Here is a 14,765-nt window from a genome sequence, read left to right on the forward strand (position 1 = left end):
CCCTGAGCCCGAGCCCCAGCGTGGAGCCGAATATCGCAGCCGGTGAAGCGGGACGAGCGCCGCACCAACGTTTCGCCGAGCTCACCGGAGTGCTCGGAGCGCCGCTGCTGTTCGAGCTGAAGGCCAAGGAAAACCCCGATTGGGTGTTCCATCCGGCCTATCCGCCGCAGCGCATCTGGGGTTACGAAGGCACCACGCCCGGTGCGACCACTCCGGGCCCGACGTTCTTCGCCCGCTATGGGCGGCCAATCATCTGCCGCATACACAATCGACTGCCGCAGAATCATGTCGGTTTTGCCTCGCCCGAGATCACCACCCACCTGCACAATTTGCATACGCCGTCAGAGAGCGATGGCTTCCCGGGCGACTACTACAGCCCGAACAAAGCCGGGCCGACCGTGGATCGTTCAGGGCCAAGGAATGGGGCAGGGGAGTTTAAAGACCACTTCTACCCCAACATCTATGCCGGCTATGACCAGCTGCAAAACCACATCGGCGATCCGAACGAGGCCTTGGGCACGCTGTGGTATCACGACCACACCCTGGACTTCACCGCGCCGAACCTAGTGCGCGGCTTGTTCGGCTTCTACTTCATCTTCGACCCGCTCGACTCGGGCGACGAGCGCGATCCAAGCCCCGGCGCCCTTCGGCTGCCGAGCCATCCCTACGATTACCCGCTGGGCTTTGGCGATCGACGCTTCGACGCCAACGGCATGCTGTTCTGGGATCAGGTCAGTCCCGAGGGTGTTTTGGGCGACAAGGTGACCGTCAACGGCAAGATCGAACCGGTGCTCAGGGTGGCGGCGCGCAAGTACCGTTTCCGCCTGCTCGATGCCGGGCCCAGCCGTTTCTATGGCCTGTCCCTGGTGACGTCGAGCAACGTGCGGCAGACCTTCACCTACATCGCCAACGACGGCAACCTGTTGCCGGCCCCGCTGCTGAACCAGACCCTGGTCATCTTTGCCGTGGCGGAACGCGCCGACATAGTGGTGGACTTTTCCCGCTACCCGATCGGCACCGAACTCTATCTGATCAACCGCATGCGGCAGGAAAAGACCCGCGGACCTAAAGACATCAAGGATGAAGGCCCACGCATCCTCAAATTCATCGTCGACCGCAACCCGCCGGAGCAGGACCTGAGCCAGGTGCCGGCTACGCTGCGCCCGCTGCCGCCACTCAATCTCGCCGAAATAGCCGCCGCGCGGGTGCGCCGCTGGGAGTTCGCCCGCAGTGGCGGGGTGTGGACGATCAACGAGAAGGTGGTCAACGTGCAATCCCCGCGCGCGCAGATCCCCCAAGGCAACGCCGAGGTGTGGGAACTGGTCAATCCCGAGGATGGCTGGGAACACCCGATCCACATCCACTTCGAAGAGGGGCGCATCCTCAACAGGATAGTGAATGGCAAGAACATACCGGTGCCGTTGCACGAACGGGGGCGCAAGGACGTCTTTGTACTCCACGAGTTCGAGACCGTGCGGGTGCTCCTGCGCTTCCGCGATTTCCTCGGCAAGTACCCCATGCACTGTCACAACCTGATCCACGAGGATCACGCGATGATGCTGCGCTGGGACATAGTCGAGCAAAGCGGCAACCAGGGCCCCGGCGGCTAAGTGGGGCGGCAGCAACGCGCACAGGACTGGAGGATTGCAGATGAACACTCGCAGAAATCTCTTAGTCGGCTTGGGTGCGGCCGCGCTCGGCGTCGTCGCCTGGCGCGCCGACACCGGCTTGGTAGAAGCACGGCCGGCGGGCGCTGACACGACGGGTGCCAGCTATTTCCCCAACCTGAGGCTCTATACCCACGAAGGCAAAGCCGTCAGGTTCTACGATGATCTGATCCGCGGCAAGGTGGTCGCCATCAACATGATGTATGCCTCCTGCACAGGGATTTGCCCGATCGTGACGGCCAACCTGCGGCAGGTGCAGAAACTGTTGGGCGAGCGCGTCGGCCGCGACGTCTTCATGTACTCGATCACCTTGCAGCCGGAGCTGGACACGCCGCAGATCCTCAAGACCTATACCGAGCAGCATCACGTTGGCCCGGGCTGGTGGTTCTTGACCGGCGCGCCGGCCGACATCGAGCAACTGCGCTTTAGTCTCGGCTTCTACGATATCAACCCTCTGGTCGACGGCAATAAGGCGAACCATTCCGGCATTCTGCGCATCGGCAACGATGCCGACCAGCGTTGGACCATGGCGCCCGCGCTGGCTGACCCCGAGCAGATCCTGGCCACTATCAATCATGTGGACAAAGCCGTAGTGCTCACCGGGATCAGTGCGGAGATGGCGAGCGCGGCTTAGGCTGTCGGACTAAACAGCAGCGAGCGCCGTCTGCTGCACCCGGCAACAATGTTGCCGCCAGTGGCCCGGTGAGCAGGTATCCCCAGGTCATGTTCCCGCTTGCGCGGCCAGAGTCAGTCGTGGCCACGCGTGCAAGCCCCAATCTCGATAACCCAAAGCCCCTGCAAAAAACCCGAGCAGACAACCGCCCCGGCGCGAAACAATCCCGCTAAAGTGAGCCAAATAGCCGCCGACAGGAACGCGCCAGATGACCGACAACACGCAGCAATTCGCCAGCGACAACTACTCCGGCATCTGCCCGGAAGCCTGGGCCGCCATGGCGCAAGCCAACCAGGGCCACGAACGGGCCTACGGCGACGACCAGTGGACCGCCCGCGCCGCCGATCACTTTCGCCGCCTGTTTGAAACCGACTGTGAGGTGTTCTTCGCCTTCAACGGCACCGCCGCCAACTCGCTGGCGCTGTCGGCGCTGTGCCAGAGCTACCACAGCGTCATCTGCTCCGAGACCGCCCACGTCGAGACCGACGAATGCGGCGCCCCGGAGTTCTTCTCCAATGGCTCCAAACTGCTCACCGCGCGCACCGAGAACGGCAAGCTGACGCCTGCGGCGATCCGCGAGATCGCCCTCAAGCGTCAGGACATCCACTACCCCAAGCCGCGGGTAGTCACCCTCACCCAGGCCACCGAGGTCGGCAGCGTCTACCGCCCGGACGAGATCCGCGCCATCAGCGCCACCTGCCGCGAACTCGGCCTCAACCTGCACATGGACGGCGCGCGCTTCTCCAACGCCTGCGCCTTCCTCGGCGTAGCGCCGGCGGAGCTGACCTGGAAAGCCGGCGTCGACGTGCTCTGCTTCGGCGGCACCAAGAACGGCATGGCCGTCGGTGATGCCATCCTGTTCTTCAACAAGGACCTGGCCGAAGACTTCGACTACCGCTGCAAACAGGCCGGCCAGCTGGCCTCGAAGATGCGCTTCCTCTCCGCCCCCTGGGTCGGCCTGCTGCAGGACGACGCCTGGCTGTATTACGCCAACCACGCCAACCACTGCGCGCGCCTGCTCGCCGAGCTGGTCAGCGACATCCCTGGCGTCAGCCTGATGTTCCCGGTCGAGGCCAACGGCGTGTTCCTGCAGATGTCGGAACCCGCGATCGAGGCCCTGCGCGAGCACGGCTGGCGCTTCTACACCTTCATCGGTGCCGGCGGCGCGCGCTTTATGTGTTCGTGGGATACCGCAGAAGAGCGCGTGCGGGAGTTGGCCAAGGATATTCGCCAGGTGATGGGGGCGGCTTGACCCCCCGCCCCCGCCCCTCGCCAGCAGAGCGCGCGCCAACCGGTGCGGCGCCATGCCCAACGCCCGCCGCATCGAGCCCAGGGCCCCGGCATGCGCGCGCATGCCGGCGGCTGTTCGGCGCAGGCCCGAGCGAGAGCAGAGCCGACTACTGCACGGCCGGATAAAAGTCCGCACGGCTTGACCCAGATCAATGTCGGGCTTGGACCAGGCGCCTAGGGTTGAACTCAACCGCTTGGCGCTTGATGCTCGCACGGTCACTTCGTGCGAGCCAGGAGGACAGTTTATGACTCTCTCTCGCCCACTCGCGGGTCTCGTCTATGCGCTCGCCGCCGCACTGCTGCTCGCCGGCTGCGAGCAAGGCCCAGCGCCGCCGGCCGACCCCTACGACCAGCGCCGGATGGACCTCAAGCCCGCCCCGGCGAAACTCGGCGGCGAGCGTCATGCCGGCGCCTTCGCCGTGGGCGACGCCCTCAGCCTGGGCGCCGTGCTCGAGCCGCTGGACCCGGCGCCGGTGAAGACGGTGCGGCTCGACGCCACTCACAAGCTCATCGAGATCGCCCCCGGCGTGACCTTCAGCGCCTGGACCTTCGGCGATCAGGTGCCGGGCCCGACGATCCGCGCGCGCGTCGGCGACAAGCTCAGATTCAGCATGACCAACCGCAGCGACGAGCCGCTGCCCGCCGCGCAAGTCGCGGCGGCGCCGATGATGCACTCGATGGACTTCCACGCCGCCATGGTCTCGCCGCAGGACAAGTACCGTTCGATCGCCCCGGGGCAGACCATCGAGTTCGAGTTCACCCTCAACTATCCGGGGATCTTCATGTACCACTGCGGCACGCCGATGATCCTCGAGCACATCGCCTCGGGCATGTACGGCGCGCTGATCGTCGAGCCGCGCGCCGGCTATCCCACCCAAGCGGACCGCGAGTACGTGATAGTGCAAAGCGAGTTCTATGCCCAGCCGGACCCCGGCCAGCGTGAGGTGGATGGCGCGCCGCTCTACGTGCTGGACGGCGAGCGGCTGCGCGCCGCCCAGCCGACCCACACGGTGTTCAACGGGGTGCACAACGGCATGCTCAAGCAGCCGCTGGTGGCGAAACCCGGCGAGCGCGTGCGCCTCTACGTGCTCAACGTCGGCCCGAGTAAGACCTCGAGCTTCCACGTCGTCGGCACGATCTTCGATCGGGTCTGGCTCGAGGGCAACCCGGACAACCAGTTGCGCGGCATGCAAACGGTATTGCTCGGCTCATCCAACAGCGCCACGGTGGAGTTCATGATCCCCGAAGCCGGCTCTTACATTCTGGTCGACCACCACTTCGCCAATGCCGCGCAGGGCGCTATCGGGCTCATCTCCACGGACGCCAAGTTCGCGACCAAGGACCTCGAACATCACAACCTGCCGGCCTCGGCCGCCCCGAGCGACCCGGAGGCCGTGCAGGGCAAGCTCGACTTCGAGAGCAAGTGCCTCGCCTGCCACTCGGTCGGCGGCGGCCGCAAACTCGGGCCCGACCTCGCCGGCGTGACCACGCGGCGCAGCGACGCCTGGCTGGCGCGCTGGCTCAAGGCGCCGGAGCAAATGCTCGAAACCGATTCGGACGCCAAGGCCATGCTGAAGGAATACGGCAACCTGCCGATGCCGAACCAGAATCTGAGCGACGTGCAGATCCAGCAGTACCTCGAGTACTTCCATTGGCTCGACGCACAGCCCACGGGCAGCGCGCAAACCGCACCGGGACACTGACCGGCGTGGCGGCGGCGCGGGCTTTATCTGTTCGGGGCTACCGCAGCAGAGCGCGTGCGGCTATTCGCCAGCTGATGACCGCCGGCTAAGGCCCAATCCAGCGGCACTCAATTTAGAGATACCCAATCCAGCTGCCGCTCGTATCAGAGCGGCAGCTGTCGACCCAGCCTGCGCCCGAACCATGCCGACCTATACTTTATCTTTGCATTTCCCGCCTGACGGAAGTGCAACCACAGCGAACCAGTGGCCTGTACGGTTAGTTCGTTAACTTAAATTCGGATGCCGGGAGTCGCGAGGCAAGGCGCAATGACGAGTCGTAGCAGGGCTACGGTGAGGAGTTGCAACGCTGGATCGCGGCTTCAGGCGCCGAAGTTAACTAATGGAACTAACCACACAGGCCGCTATCGCCAGCCCCTCGGCGGCGTCGTTCGCCACTGTCATCTGCAGCCGATGAAGCCAGCAGCTTCGGTAGGCTCCGTGTCGCGAGGAGTTCACCATGTCTCGTGCTCTCAAGCTCTGGCCCCTGCTGACGGGCACCCACCGGTATGAGAAGAGCGTGTCCACCCGCGGGCGCGGCCAAGGGCAGTTCATTCAAGCGCCGATCCTCGCCTACCTGATCGAGACGCCCAACGGCCGCATTCTCTACGACGTCGGCTGCGACTACCGCAAGGTGGCCGATCCCAGCCTGAGTAAACGCTACTTCGAGCCGATGCGCCCCCAGTTCGATCCACCCACCATGCATGAAGAACAACGCATACCCCGCTACCTGGGGCAACTGGGGCTGACGCCCGCGGATATCGATGTGGTCTTCATCGGCCACCTGCACTTCGACCACGCCGGCGGCATCTGCGACTTGCCGGGCTGCGAGGTGCACCTGCACGCCGACGAGCTGGCGGCCGCGCGCACCGGCCTGGATGAGGGCGTGTTTGCCGACGAACTGACCCATGCCGACCAATGGCGCCTGCAAACCGGCGAATACACGGTCGCCCCAGGCGTCCAAGCCATCGCCAGCCCCGGCCACACCGCCGGGCACATGTCGCTGTTTATCGAGCTGCCGAAAGGCCGGCCGGTGATCCTGTGCGGCGACGCCGCCGACCTCAGCGAGAATCTGACCGAGGAAATCGCCCCCGGTTACTGCTGGCAAGACAATGAAGCGCTGGCCCTCGCCAGCATCCGCAAACTCAACACCCTGGCGCGCGACGAAGACGCGCAACTCTGGCCCAACCACGATATGGCCTTCTACCAGAGCCTGCCGCGCTTCCCGCTGTGGCGGGACTGAGGCCGGCTGTCGAGCGGCACAGCGAATAGCCGCCTGAACTGCTGGCCGGCGCCGTGGTCTGCATTCGGTCCGCGATTCTGGCGGCGACCACCAGGCAGCGCGTCCCTGCCGGCCGACGTCCGCGAGCCTATAGCACTCATGCTCGACGAAGGCCGCAGGGTCGATAACCGCACAATCTGATCGTTAACGGCCTGAATCAGGCTACGGAGCAAGCATGCAAAAAATCGCGAATTTCCTGTTGATCGGCGCCGGCGCCCTTGCCCTGGCGGGCTGCTTCGGGCAAAAGTCCGAAGTCGACCAGGCGTACCTCTGTACCTACAGCACCGATGCGCAAGCCGAGCGGTGCAAGGACGGACAACTGGCCTGGTTCAAGCCTGAGCAATGGAACAACGAGCAACTGCCCCTCAGTGTGGCGGCGGCCTATTGCGACTTTAACCACCAGATCATGTACAACAAGGCCGGCGTCATCTGCGTGTTCACCAACAAACGCATGAACCTGGTCAAATAACCACCGGCTCATAGCGCAGTTCGGGGCCCGTTTACCGGCCTGCGCCACGCATTCAGCGCGGCCGGATGCGCTCGGCGATCACCGCTCCGCCCGACCCCAGGCGACCTCGAACTTCCACGTAGTCGCCCACCCCGGGGGACTTGTCGATCCGGGTCTCGGCGTTGACGCCGAGGCTCAACGAATCCAGCTTCCAGCCCTCACGCAGGATGCCGTGCAGGCGCACGCGCCCACCGCTCGGCACGCGCGCCGGCTGGCCATCCGCATCCCGCGCGCCCTGGTTGATCCATGCGACGATCAAGGCGATGTCCTCGTCGTTCAGATAGGGCGGCCCGTCGTAAGGCATGCGCGGCACCGCATCGCCGCGAATGCGCCGCACCAGCTCGCTGGCCTCGGCAAAACCCGGCACCACCGCCACCCGCTTGGCACTGGAGAGGGTCGCCTGGTATGAGCTCAGCTCATAACCCTCCGGCGCCGCCCCCATCAGCCCAGAGGCCGAATGGCACTTGCTGCAACGCAACGCGAAGATCGGCGCGACATCCGCGTAAGTCACCTCGGCGGCCTGAACGCTCACGGCAGCGGCGAGCAGCATGGACAGTTGGATGACCAGCACTCGGCAAAGGGGCTGTTTCATGACGACATGGGCCTCTGGCGATCAGGGCGGGGCGGCTTTGCCAATGGCTATGCTTAAGGGCAGAAGCATCCGGCCGGGGCAAACGCTACTGTTTGATTAAAGACCAAGCGCCCTGCTCCCTGAGTTCTGCCAGTCGTTTGTGCAAAGAGGAACAGCATGAGGAGCCACGAGACAAAACTACCTGCGATGCTGGAAGCGCTTCACGCGGACGGACCGCATCCCGGGCTGGCCGGCAAACTCAAGCTGTTCGGCCAATTCGTCGGCAGTTGGGATGTCGAGGTCATCAATTACCTGTCCGATGGCAGTCGCCGCGTCATGGAGGCCGAGTGGCATTTCGGCTGGGTGCTGGAAGGGCGCGCGATTGAGGATGTCTGGATCGCCCCGCGCCGGGGCATGCGCCGGCAGTCCGGCGATGAGTTGGGCGACTATGGCGCGACGCTGCGCTTCTTCGACCTGGAGCTCGGCGCCTGGCGCTCGACCTGGATCGGCCCCTGCAAAGGCTACGTGAAGCCCTTTATCGCCCGGCCGGTGGGTAACGAGATCGTCCTGGAGGGCGCCTTCATGCCGGGGAGCGTGTCGCGCTGGATCTTCTCCGACATCACCCCGGACTCGTTCCACTGGCGGCATGTGGAGTCGCGCGATGACTGGACGACGCAGGTGCTGCACCAGGAAATGAACGCCCGCCGCCGCTTCTGATCGTCGAGCCGGCACAGCCCTTTGCTCGTGCCCACTCTCTGCGTGGGAGCGCAGCCCAAGATGCTCCGTTGCGGCCCCCCACTTACCCCCGAACTCGGTGGACCAAGCTGTGGATAAGCTGTACAGCCCCCGCTCCAGAGCACGCCTGGCAAGGGTTGCGAGCTTCTGAGTGTTTTCTGAACAATTTCAGTAGCTTAACTTTCAGGTTGCACACAGAAGCCGTTCAGCGAAGCGTATACAAGCTGTGGATAGGTGGCTGCAGCCGCCGCCAGCCGCGGGCCTCGGCCATCTGGTTGAATTTTGCTCAAGGGGATTTTGATCCTTCCCTCGCTCTGCGTGGGCATCCAGCCCAAGACGCTCCGTGTCTACCAACAGCCCTCCGGTGCCTGCCTATACTGCAAACACTCAGCGCGCGGAGGTCGTCATGGCGAACTACTCGGTCGAAAACATTCGCACTGTTGCCCTGGTCGGCCACGGCGACAGCGGCAAGACGACCCTGGCCGAGGCGCTGCTCCAGCGCAGCGGCGCCATCCCCGTGGCGGGCACGCTGGAGCGTGGCGACACGGTCTGCGACTTCGACCCGCTGGAGCGCGAATACCGCCACTCGCTGTCGGCCTCGTTGGTGCATTTCAGCCACGCCGGCGCCGAGATCAACCTGATCGACAGCCCCGGCTTCCCCGATTTCATCGGCCATGCGCTCCCCGCGTTGGCGGCGGTGGAAACCGCGCTGGTGGTGGTCAACGCGCAGACCGGCATCGAACTGACCACCCAACGGATGATGCACGCGACGCGCGAGCGCGGGCTGTGCCGGATCCTGGTGGTCAACAAGATCGATGCCGAGCGGATCGACCTGCCGGCGCTGGTCGCCGACCTGCGCGAGATGTTCGGCAAGGAGGTGCTGCCGCTCAACCTGCCCAGCGCTGGCGGCAACCGGGTGGTCGACTGCTTTTTCAACCCGGCCGGCGAGGCGGACTTCTCGTCGGTGGCCGAGGCGCACCAGGCGCTGGTGGACCAGGTGGTCGAGGTCGACGAAGAGCTGATGGCGCGCTACCTGGAGCAGGGCGAGATCAGCCCGGAGGAACTGCATGCGCCCTTCGAGCGGGCGCTGCGCGAGGGCCATCTGATTCCGCTGTGCTTCGTCTCGGGGCGCAGCGGCGCCGGCGTGAGCGAGCTGCTCGAGATCCTGGCGCGGCTCGCGCCCAATCCGCTCGAAGGCAACCCACCGCTGTTCTTCAAGGGCGAAGGCGCTGCGGCGAAGCCCTTCCGCTCCGCACCCGACCCGCAGCGCCACGTACTGGCCCATGTGTTCAAGGTGGTGATGGACCCTTTCGTCGGCAAGCTCGGCGTGTTCCGCGTGCACCAGGGCACGCTGCAGCGCGACATGCAGCTGTTCATCGGCGATGGCAAGAAGCCGTTCAAGGTCGGCCACCTGCTGCGCCTGCAGGGCAAGCGCTATGACGAGGTGACGCGGCTGATTCCCGGCGACTTCGGCGCCGTGAGCAAGGTCGACGAGATCGAGTTCGACGCCGTGCTGCACGACTCCCATGACGAGGACAGTATCCACCTCAAGCCGCTCGCCTTCCCCGCCCCGATGCAGGGGCTGGCCATCGAGGCCAAGCGGCGCGGCGACGAGCAGCGGATCTCCGAAGTGCTGCACCGGCTGTTGGCCGAAGACCCCTGCGTGAAGCTCGATTACCACCCGACCACCCAGGAGACGGTGCTGCGCGGCATGGGCGAGCTGCACCTGCGCTACCTGCTCGATCGCCTGGCCGGCACCTACAAGCTCGAGGTGCAGACCCAGCCGCCGCGCGTGCCCTACCGCGAAACCATCACCCAGGCGGCCGAGGGCCATAGCCGGCACAAGAAGCAGACCGGCGGCGCCGGCCAGTTCGGCGAAGTCTTCCTGCGCGTCGAGCCGCTGCCGCGCGGCAGCGGCTTCGAGTTCGTCGACGCGGTGAAGGGCGGCGTGATCCCGGGGCAGTTCATCCCCTCGGTGGAAAAAGGCGTGCGCTCGATGCTGGCCACCGGGCCCCTGGCCGGCTATCCGGTCGAGGATGTGAAGGTGACGGTCCACGACGGCAAGAGCCACTCGGTCGACTCCAAGGACATCGCCTTCCAGGCAGCCGGGCGCAAGGCCATGCTGGATGCCTTGCGTGCGGCGGGCTGCATAGTGCTGGAGCCCATCGTCGCCATCGAGATCACCACCCCCGAAGCCAAGCTCGGCGACATCACCACCGACCTGATCGGCCGCCGCGGCCAGGTGGCCGGCACCGAGACCCTGTCGCAGAGCATGGCGCTGATCCGCGGCCAGGTGCCGTTGGCCGAACTGGACGGCTATGGCGGCCGGCTCAAGTCCATCACCGCCGGTCAGGGGGCCTACAGCCTGGTGCTGAGCCACTACAGCGCCGTGCCGCAGGAGGTGCAACAGCGCCTGGCGGCCGGTTATAAAGCCGTGCAGGAGGAGGATTGAGTCGCCACCGGGGGCCAAGCCCAGGGTCTTTACAAAAGTGCTCTAGCCCCAGCCCTTGCAGTGCGCTGGGGCCAGACCGTTGGGCCGGCTCAGCCCAGCAAGCCTTCGGTCTTCATGGCTTTCTGCACCGCCGGCCGGGCGGCTATCCGTTGCAGGTAGCCTTGCAGTTCCTCGGTGTTCGGCAGCTCGAGCTGGAGATACGGCGCCCATCCCGCCAGGACGAACAGGTAGGCATCCGCGGCGGTGAAGCTGGCGCCGGTCAGGTACGGCTTGCCGCGCAACTGCGTGGAGATCCAGCTGAATTTCTTTTGCAGGCGGCTGGCGAAGATCGCCTTGCTCGCCGCGTCGAAGCTCGGGTTGAACAGCGGCGCAAAGGCTTGGTGCATCTCCGAGTTGAGGTAGCTCTGCCACTCCATCACCCGATAGCGCGCCAGGCTCCCGGCGGCCGGCATCAGCTCGGTATTGCCGGCCTTGTCGCTGATGTACTGGGTGATGACCGGGCCCTCGGTGAGCCGCTCACCGTTGTCCAGCTCCAACGTGGGCACGTAACCCTTGGGGTTGATGCCGTAGTAGTCGGCACCGGTCTCGGTCTTGTGCGTAGCGAGGTCGACCCGCTCCAGGCTGAAGGGCAAGCCGGATTCATGCAGGACGATATGGGGGGCGAGCGAGCAGGCACCGGGTGAGTAGTAAAGTTTCATGGCTAGGGCTCCGCAGGGATGAGTGACAGTCCGCAGAGCGGGCTGAGCGCGAGCGCCGCCGGAACCTTCGCAGCAGCGCCCGCGCGTGACTCATTCAGCGTAGATCAGCCCTGCGCCAGGCTGTGTGCCCCTCGTCGCCCCGCCAGGCGCAAGCACCGACGCCTCAGTACTCGATGCTGACATCGCCCTTGGGCACGCTGCAGCAGGAGAGGATGTAACCCTCGGCGACATCTTCGTCGGTGATCCCGCCGTTGTGCTCCATCTCCACCTCGCCGGCGGTTTTCAGCACCTTGCAGGTGCCGCAGATGCCCATGCCGCAGGCTTTGGGGATATGCAGGCCAAGCTTGGCGGCGGCGGCATGCACCGTCTCGCCGGGCGCCACGCGGATGCTTTTGCCGGTAGTGGTGAACTCCACTTGCAGCAGATCGGCGGCATCCACCTCCGGTGCCTCGGCGGCCTGTTCGGCGTGCTCGAGGGCATCGGCGCGCGCCTCCGGTGGGGTCGCACCGAAAGACTCTTCGTGGTAGCGCCGCATGTCGAAACCGTTGGCTTCCAGCAGGCGCTTGACCGCGTGCATGTAGGGCGTCGGGCCGCAGCAGAAGACTTCCCGTTCCATAAAGTCCGGGGCGATCAGCTCGAGCATCTTCTGGTTGAGATAGCCGCGGTAACCCGACCAGGTTTCACCTATGTCGTACTTCTCGCAGATCAGGTGCAGTTTGAAGTTGTTGATCCGCGAAGCCATGTGGCGGAGCTCGCGATGGTAGATGATGTCGCGCGGCGCCCGGGCGCTGTGGACGAAGACCATGTCGACATTGCCGTTGGTGTCGAAGAACCAGCGCGCCATCGACATCACCGGCGTGATCCCCACCCCGCCGCTGAGGTAGAGCACTTTGTCGTTCGAGAAATCCATGGCATTGAACAGCCCGACCGGGCCATGCACCGCCAGCTCGTCGCCCTCTTTCAGGTTGTCGTGCAGCCAGTTGGAGACCTTGCCGCCCGGCACTCGCTTGATGGTCAGGGAGAAGCTGTAGGGCACCGAGGGCGAACTGGAGATGGTGTAGGAGCGCATGATCGGCTGGCCGTCGATCTCCAGCTCCAGGGTGACGAACTGCCCCGGCTTGAAGAAGAACATGATCGGCTGGTCGGCCATGAAACAGAAGGTGCGCACATCCCAGGTTTCCTGGATCACCTTGACGCAACGCACCAGATGGCGGCCGTTGGCCCAGGTCCGGGTGTTGACAGGATTAAGGAAGGTGTTGGACATGGTTTGCTCCCGCGCCATTTTTAGAGTGCCGCTGCGCCAACGATAGCTCAAGACGCAGTGGGCAAGCGCCCGCCAGCAGAAACGCTGATTCAGGCTGATGGAACGGATTGTGGGCAAGGCAATAAGTGGCCACTTACCTATCAGCGACATCCACATGCTTATCGCGACCAGCCCCTAACCACCGGGGCTGGCGCGTCGGAAACGGATGCGAGCATGTCGCCCATAGGTAAGGCTCCGAACACGCCCGACCCCACACTTAAATCCAGTCGAGCCGTAGCCCGGAGTATCCGCCAGCGGCCGAATCAGAGCGCGACCACAGCGCCTTGCGTGCACACCGTAACCGCCACTTTTTCGCTGGCCGCCCGCCGCGACCAGCCATGAGGACTTACCGATGGATGTCACCACTACCCTGAGTTTGGGCGATCCGCTGGAACCAGCACGCAAGGCCACCGCCGAAATGCTGCAGACCCGCGAACGCACCTATTCGCTGCCGCAACCCTTCTACTGCGACGAGCGGCTGTTCGACATCGACATGCAGGAGATCTTCCAGAAGGAATGGCTGATCGCCGGCATGACCTGCGAGATCCCGACCAAGGGCAACTACCTGACCCTGCAGATCGGCAAGAACCCGATCATCGTCATCCGCGGTGCCGAAGGCGTGGTGCACGCCTTCCATAACGTCTGCCGCCATCGCGGCTCGCGCCTGTGCACCAGCGAGAAGGGCAAGGTCGCCAAGCTGGTGTGCAACTACCACCAATGGACCTACGAGCTGGACGGCCGCCTGCTGTTCGCCGGCAGCGAGATGGGCGCCGACTTCGACATGAAGCAGTACGGCCTCAAGCCGGTGCAGGTGAAGACCGCGGGCGGCTACATCTTCATCTCCCTGGCGGAGAAGCCGCCGGCCATCGACGAATTCCTCTCCACCCTGGCCCATTACATGGAGCCCTATGACATGGAGAACACCAAGGTGGCGGTGCAAACCACCTTGATGGAGAAGGCCAACTGGAAACTGGTGCTGGAGAACAACCGCGAGTGCTACCACTGCAGCGGCTCGCACCCGGAATTGCTGAAGACCCTGCTGGAGTGGGACGACACCAACGACCCGCGGGCCACCCAGGAGTTCAAGGACCACGTGGCCGCCAACGCCGCCGCCTGGGAAGCCGAGAAGATCCCCTACCTGCATGCCGGCTTCGGCCTGCGCAACCGCATCGTGCGCATGCCGCTGCTCAAGGGCACGGTGTCCATGACCATGGACGGCCAGCAAGGCTGCAAGAAGCTCATGGGCCGGATCAAGAACCCCGACCTCGGCTCGATGCGCATCCTGCACCTGCCGCACTCGTGGAACCACTGCATGGGCGACCACCTGATCAACTTCACCGTGTGGCCGATCAGCGCCCAAGAGACCATGGTCACCACCAAGTGGCTGGTGCACAAGGACGCGGTCGAGGGCGTGGATTACGACGTGGCCCGCCTGCGCGAGGTCTGGGACGCCACCAACGACCAGGATCGCCGCCTGGCCGAAGAGAACCAGCGCGGCATCAACTCCACCGCCTACCAGCCCGGCCCCTACTCGGAGACCTACGAGTTCGGCGTGGTCAACTTTATCGACTGGTACAGCGAGCGCGTACTGAGCAACCTCGGCGCGGCGCCGGCGGCCTATCTGCACGGCATCAAGAGCCAGTAAGGCGACCCGAAAGTGCCCCGCAGCAGAAGGTGCGGGGCTTCGTTTTTCCAGTTCCCTTTCAGGAGCCCCGCCATGTCGACTGTGAACCTGTGTTTCGTCATCGCGCTGGCGGGCTATGGGCTGTATGCCTGCTTTCGGCATAAGCGGACGGGGCAGGACGAAGCTAGTCCCCTGCCCAGGCCGTAGGGCGGACTCAGGAGCG

The 14,765-nt window shown here is 64.8% G+C and carries 12 protein-coding genes; 9 read left to right on the plus strand and 3 right to left on the minus strand.

What is annotated here, in order from left to right; all coding sequences use genetic code 11:
* Positions 1–2 precede the first annotated feature (2 nt).
* The 6 genes from FFS12_RS05145 (at position 3) to FFS12_RS05170 (ending at position 7,120) form a co-directional block, all read left to right on the plus strand.
* Entirely contained in the window at positions 3–1,610 is a 1,608-nt protein-coding gene (locus FFS12_RS05145; protein ID WP_137885849.1) for a multicopper oxidase family protein, read from the plus strand.
* A 40-nt stretch (positions 1,611–1,650) separates the two neighbouring features.
* Positions 1,651–2,301: an SCO family protein gene (locus FFS12_RS05150; RefSeq protein WP_137885850.1), complete on the plus strand. Its 651-nt coding sequence runs from the start codon at positions 1,651–1,653 to the stop codon at positions 2,299–2,301.
* Between the two features lie 247 nt (positions 2,302–2,548).
* Positions 2,549–3,592: a low specificity L-threonine aldolase gene (locus tag FFS12_RS05155; protein ID WP_137885851.1), complete on the plus strand. Its 1,044-nt coding sequence runs from the start codon at positions 2,549–2,551 to the stop codon at positions 3,590–3,592.
* Between the two features lie 283 nt (positions 3,593–3,875).
* Positions 3,876–5,333 (plus strand): multicopper oxidase domain-containing protein, encoded by a 1,458-nt coding sequence (locus FFS12_RS05160; RefSeq protein ID WP_137885852.1) that lies wholly within the window; start codon positions 3,876–3,878, stop codon positions 5,331–5,333.
* A gap of 496 nt (positions 5,334–5,829) precedes the next feature.
* Positions 5,830–6,612 (plus strand): N-acyl homoserine lactonase family protein, encoded by a 783-nt coding sequence (locus tag FFS12_RS05165; RefSeq protein ID WP_137885853.1) that lies wholly within the window; start codon positions 5,830–5,832, stop codon positions 6,610–6,612.
* Positions 6,613–6,826: 214 nt separating this feature from the next.
* Positions 6,827–7,120 carry a hypothetical protein gene (locus tag FFS12_RS05170; protein WP_137885854.1) on the plus strand — a complete coding sequence of 98 codons (294 nt, stop codon included), beginning with the start codon at positions 6,827–6,829 and terminating at the stop codon, positions 7,118–7,120.
* A 52-nt stretch (positions 7,121–7,172) separates the two neighbouring features.
* Here the strand turns inward: FFS12_RS05170 and FFS12_RS05175 are convergent, their stop codons facing one another.
* Positions 7,173–7,751, minus strand: a complete 579-nt coding sequence (locus tag FFS12_RS05175) for a c-type cytochrome (protein ID WP_137885855.1) — start codon at positions 7,749–7,751, stop codon at positions 7,173–7,175.
* A 156-nt stretch (positions 7,752–7,907) separates the two neighbouring features.
* On the opposite strand from FFS12_RS05175, the gene FFS12_RS05180 reads away from it, so the two are divergent.
* Both FFS12_RS05180 and fusA read left to right on the plus strand, forming a co-directional pair.
* On the plus strand, positions 7,908–8,447 hold the full coding sequence (locus tag FFS12_RS05180; RefSeq protein ID WP_137885856.1) for a hypothetical protein: 540 nt from the start codon (positions 7,908–7,910) through the stop codon (positions 8,445–8,447).
* 424 nt (positions 8,448–8,871) lie between these two features.
* Positions 8,872–10,917, plus strand: coding sequence for an elongation factor G (gene fusA / locus FFS12_RS05185; RefSeq protein WP_137885857.1), 2,046 nt, complete (start codon positions 8,872–8,874; stop codon positions 10,915–10,917).
* An 89-nt stretch (positions 10,918–11,006) separates the two neighbouring features.
* Here the strand turns inward: fusA and gstA are convergent, their stop codons facing one another.
* Both gstA and gbcB read right to left on the minus strand, forming a co-directional pair.
* A complete protein-coding gene (gstA, locus tag FFS12_RS05190; RefSeq protein WP_137885858.1) occupies positions 11,007–11,615 on the minus strand; it encodes a glutathione transferase GstA in 609 nt (202 codons plus the stop codon).
* Positions 11,616–11,778: 163 nt separating this feature from the next.
* Positions 11,779–12,879, minus strand: coding sequence for a glycine-betaine demethylase subunit GbcB (gbcB, locus tag FFS12_RS05195; RefSeq protein ID WP_137819392.1), 1,101 nt, complete (start codon positions 12,877–12,879; stop codon positions 11,779–11,781).
* Between the two features lie 391 nt (positions 12,880–13,270).
* On the opposite strand from gbcB, the gene gbcA reads away from it, so the two are divergent.
* The gene (gene gbcA / locus FFS12_RS05200) at positions 13,271–14,563 is read left to right on the plus strand and encodes a glycine-betaine demethylase subunit GbcA (RefSeq protein WP_137885859.1); all 1,293 of its coding nucleotides are present in this window, start codon (positions 13,271–13,273) and stop codon (positions 14,561–14,563) included.
* Positions 14,564–14,765: the final 202 nt, after the last annotated feature.

It is taken from the genome of Pseudomonas sp. 2FE (genome assembly GCF_005503735.1).
Lineage (GTDB): Bacteria > Pseudomonadota > Gammaproteobacteria > Pseudomonadales > Pseudomonadaceae > Aquipseudomonas.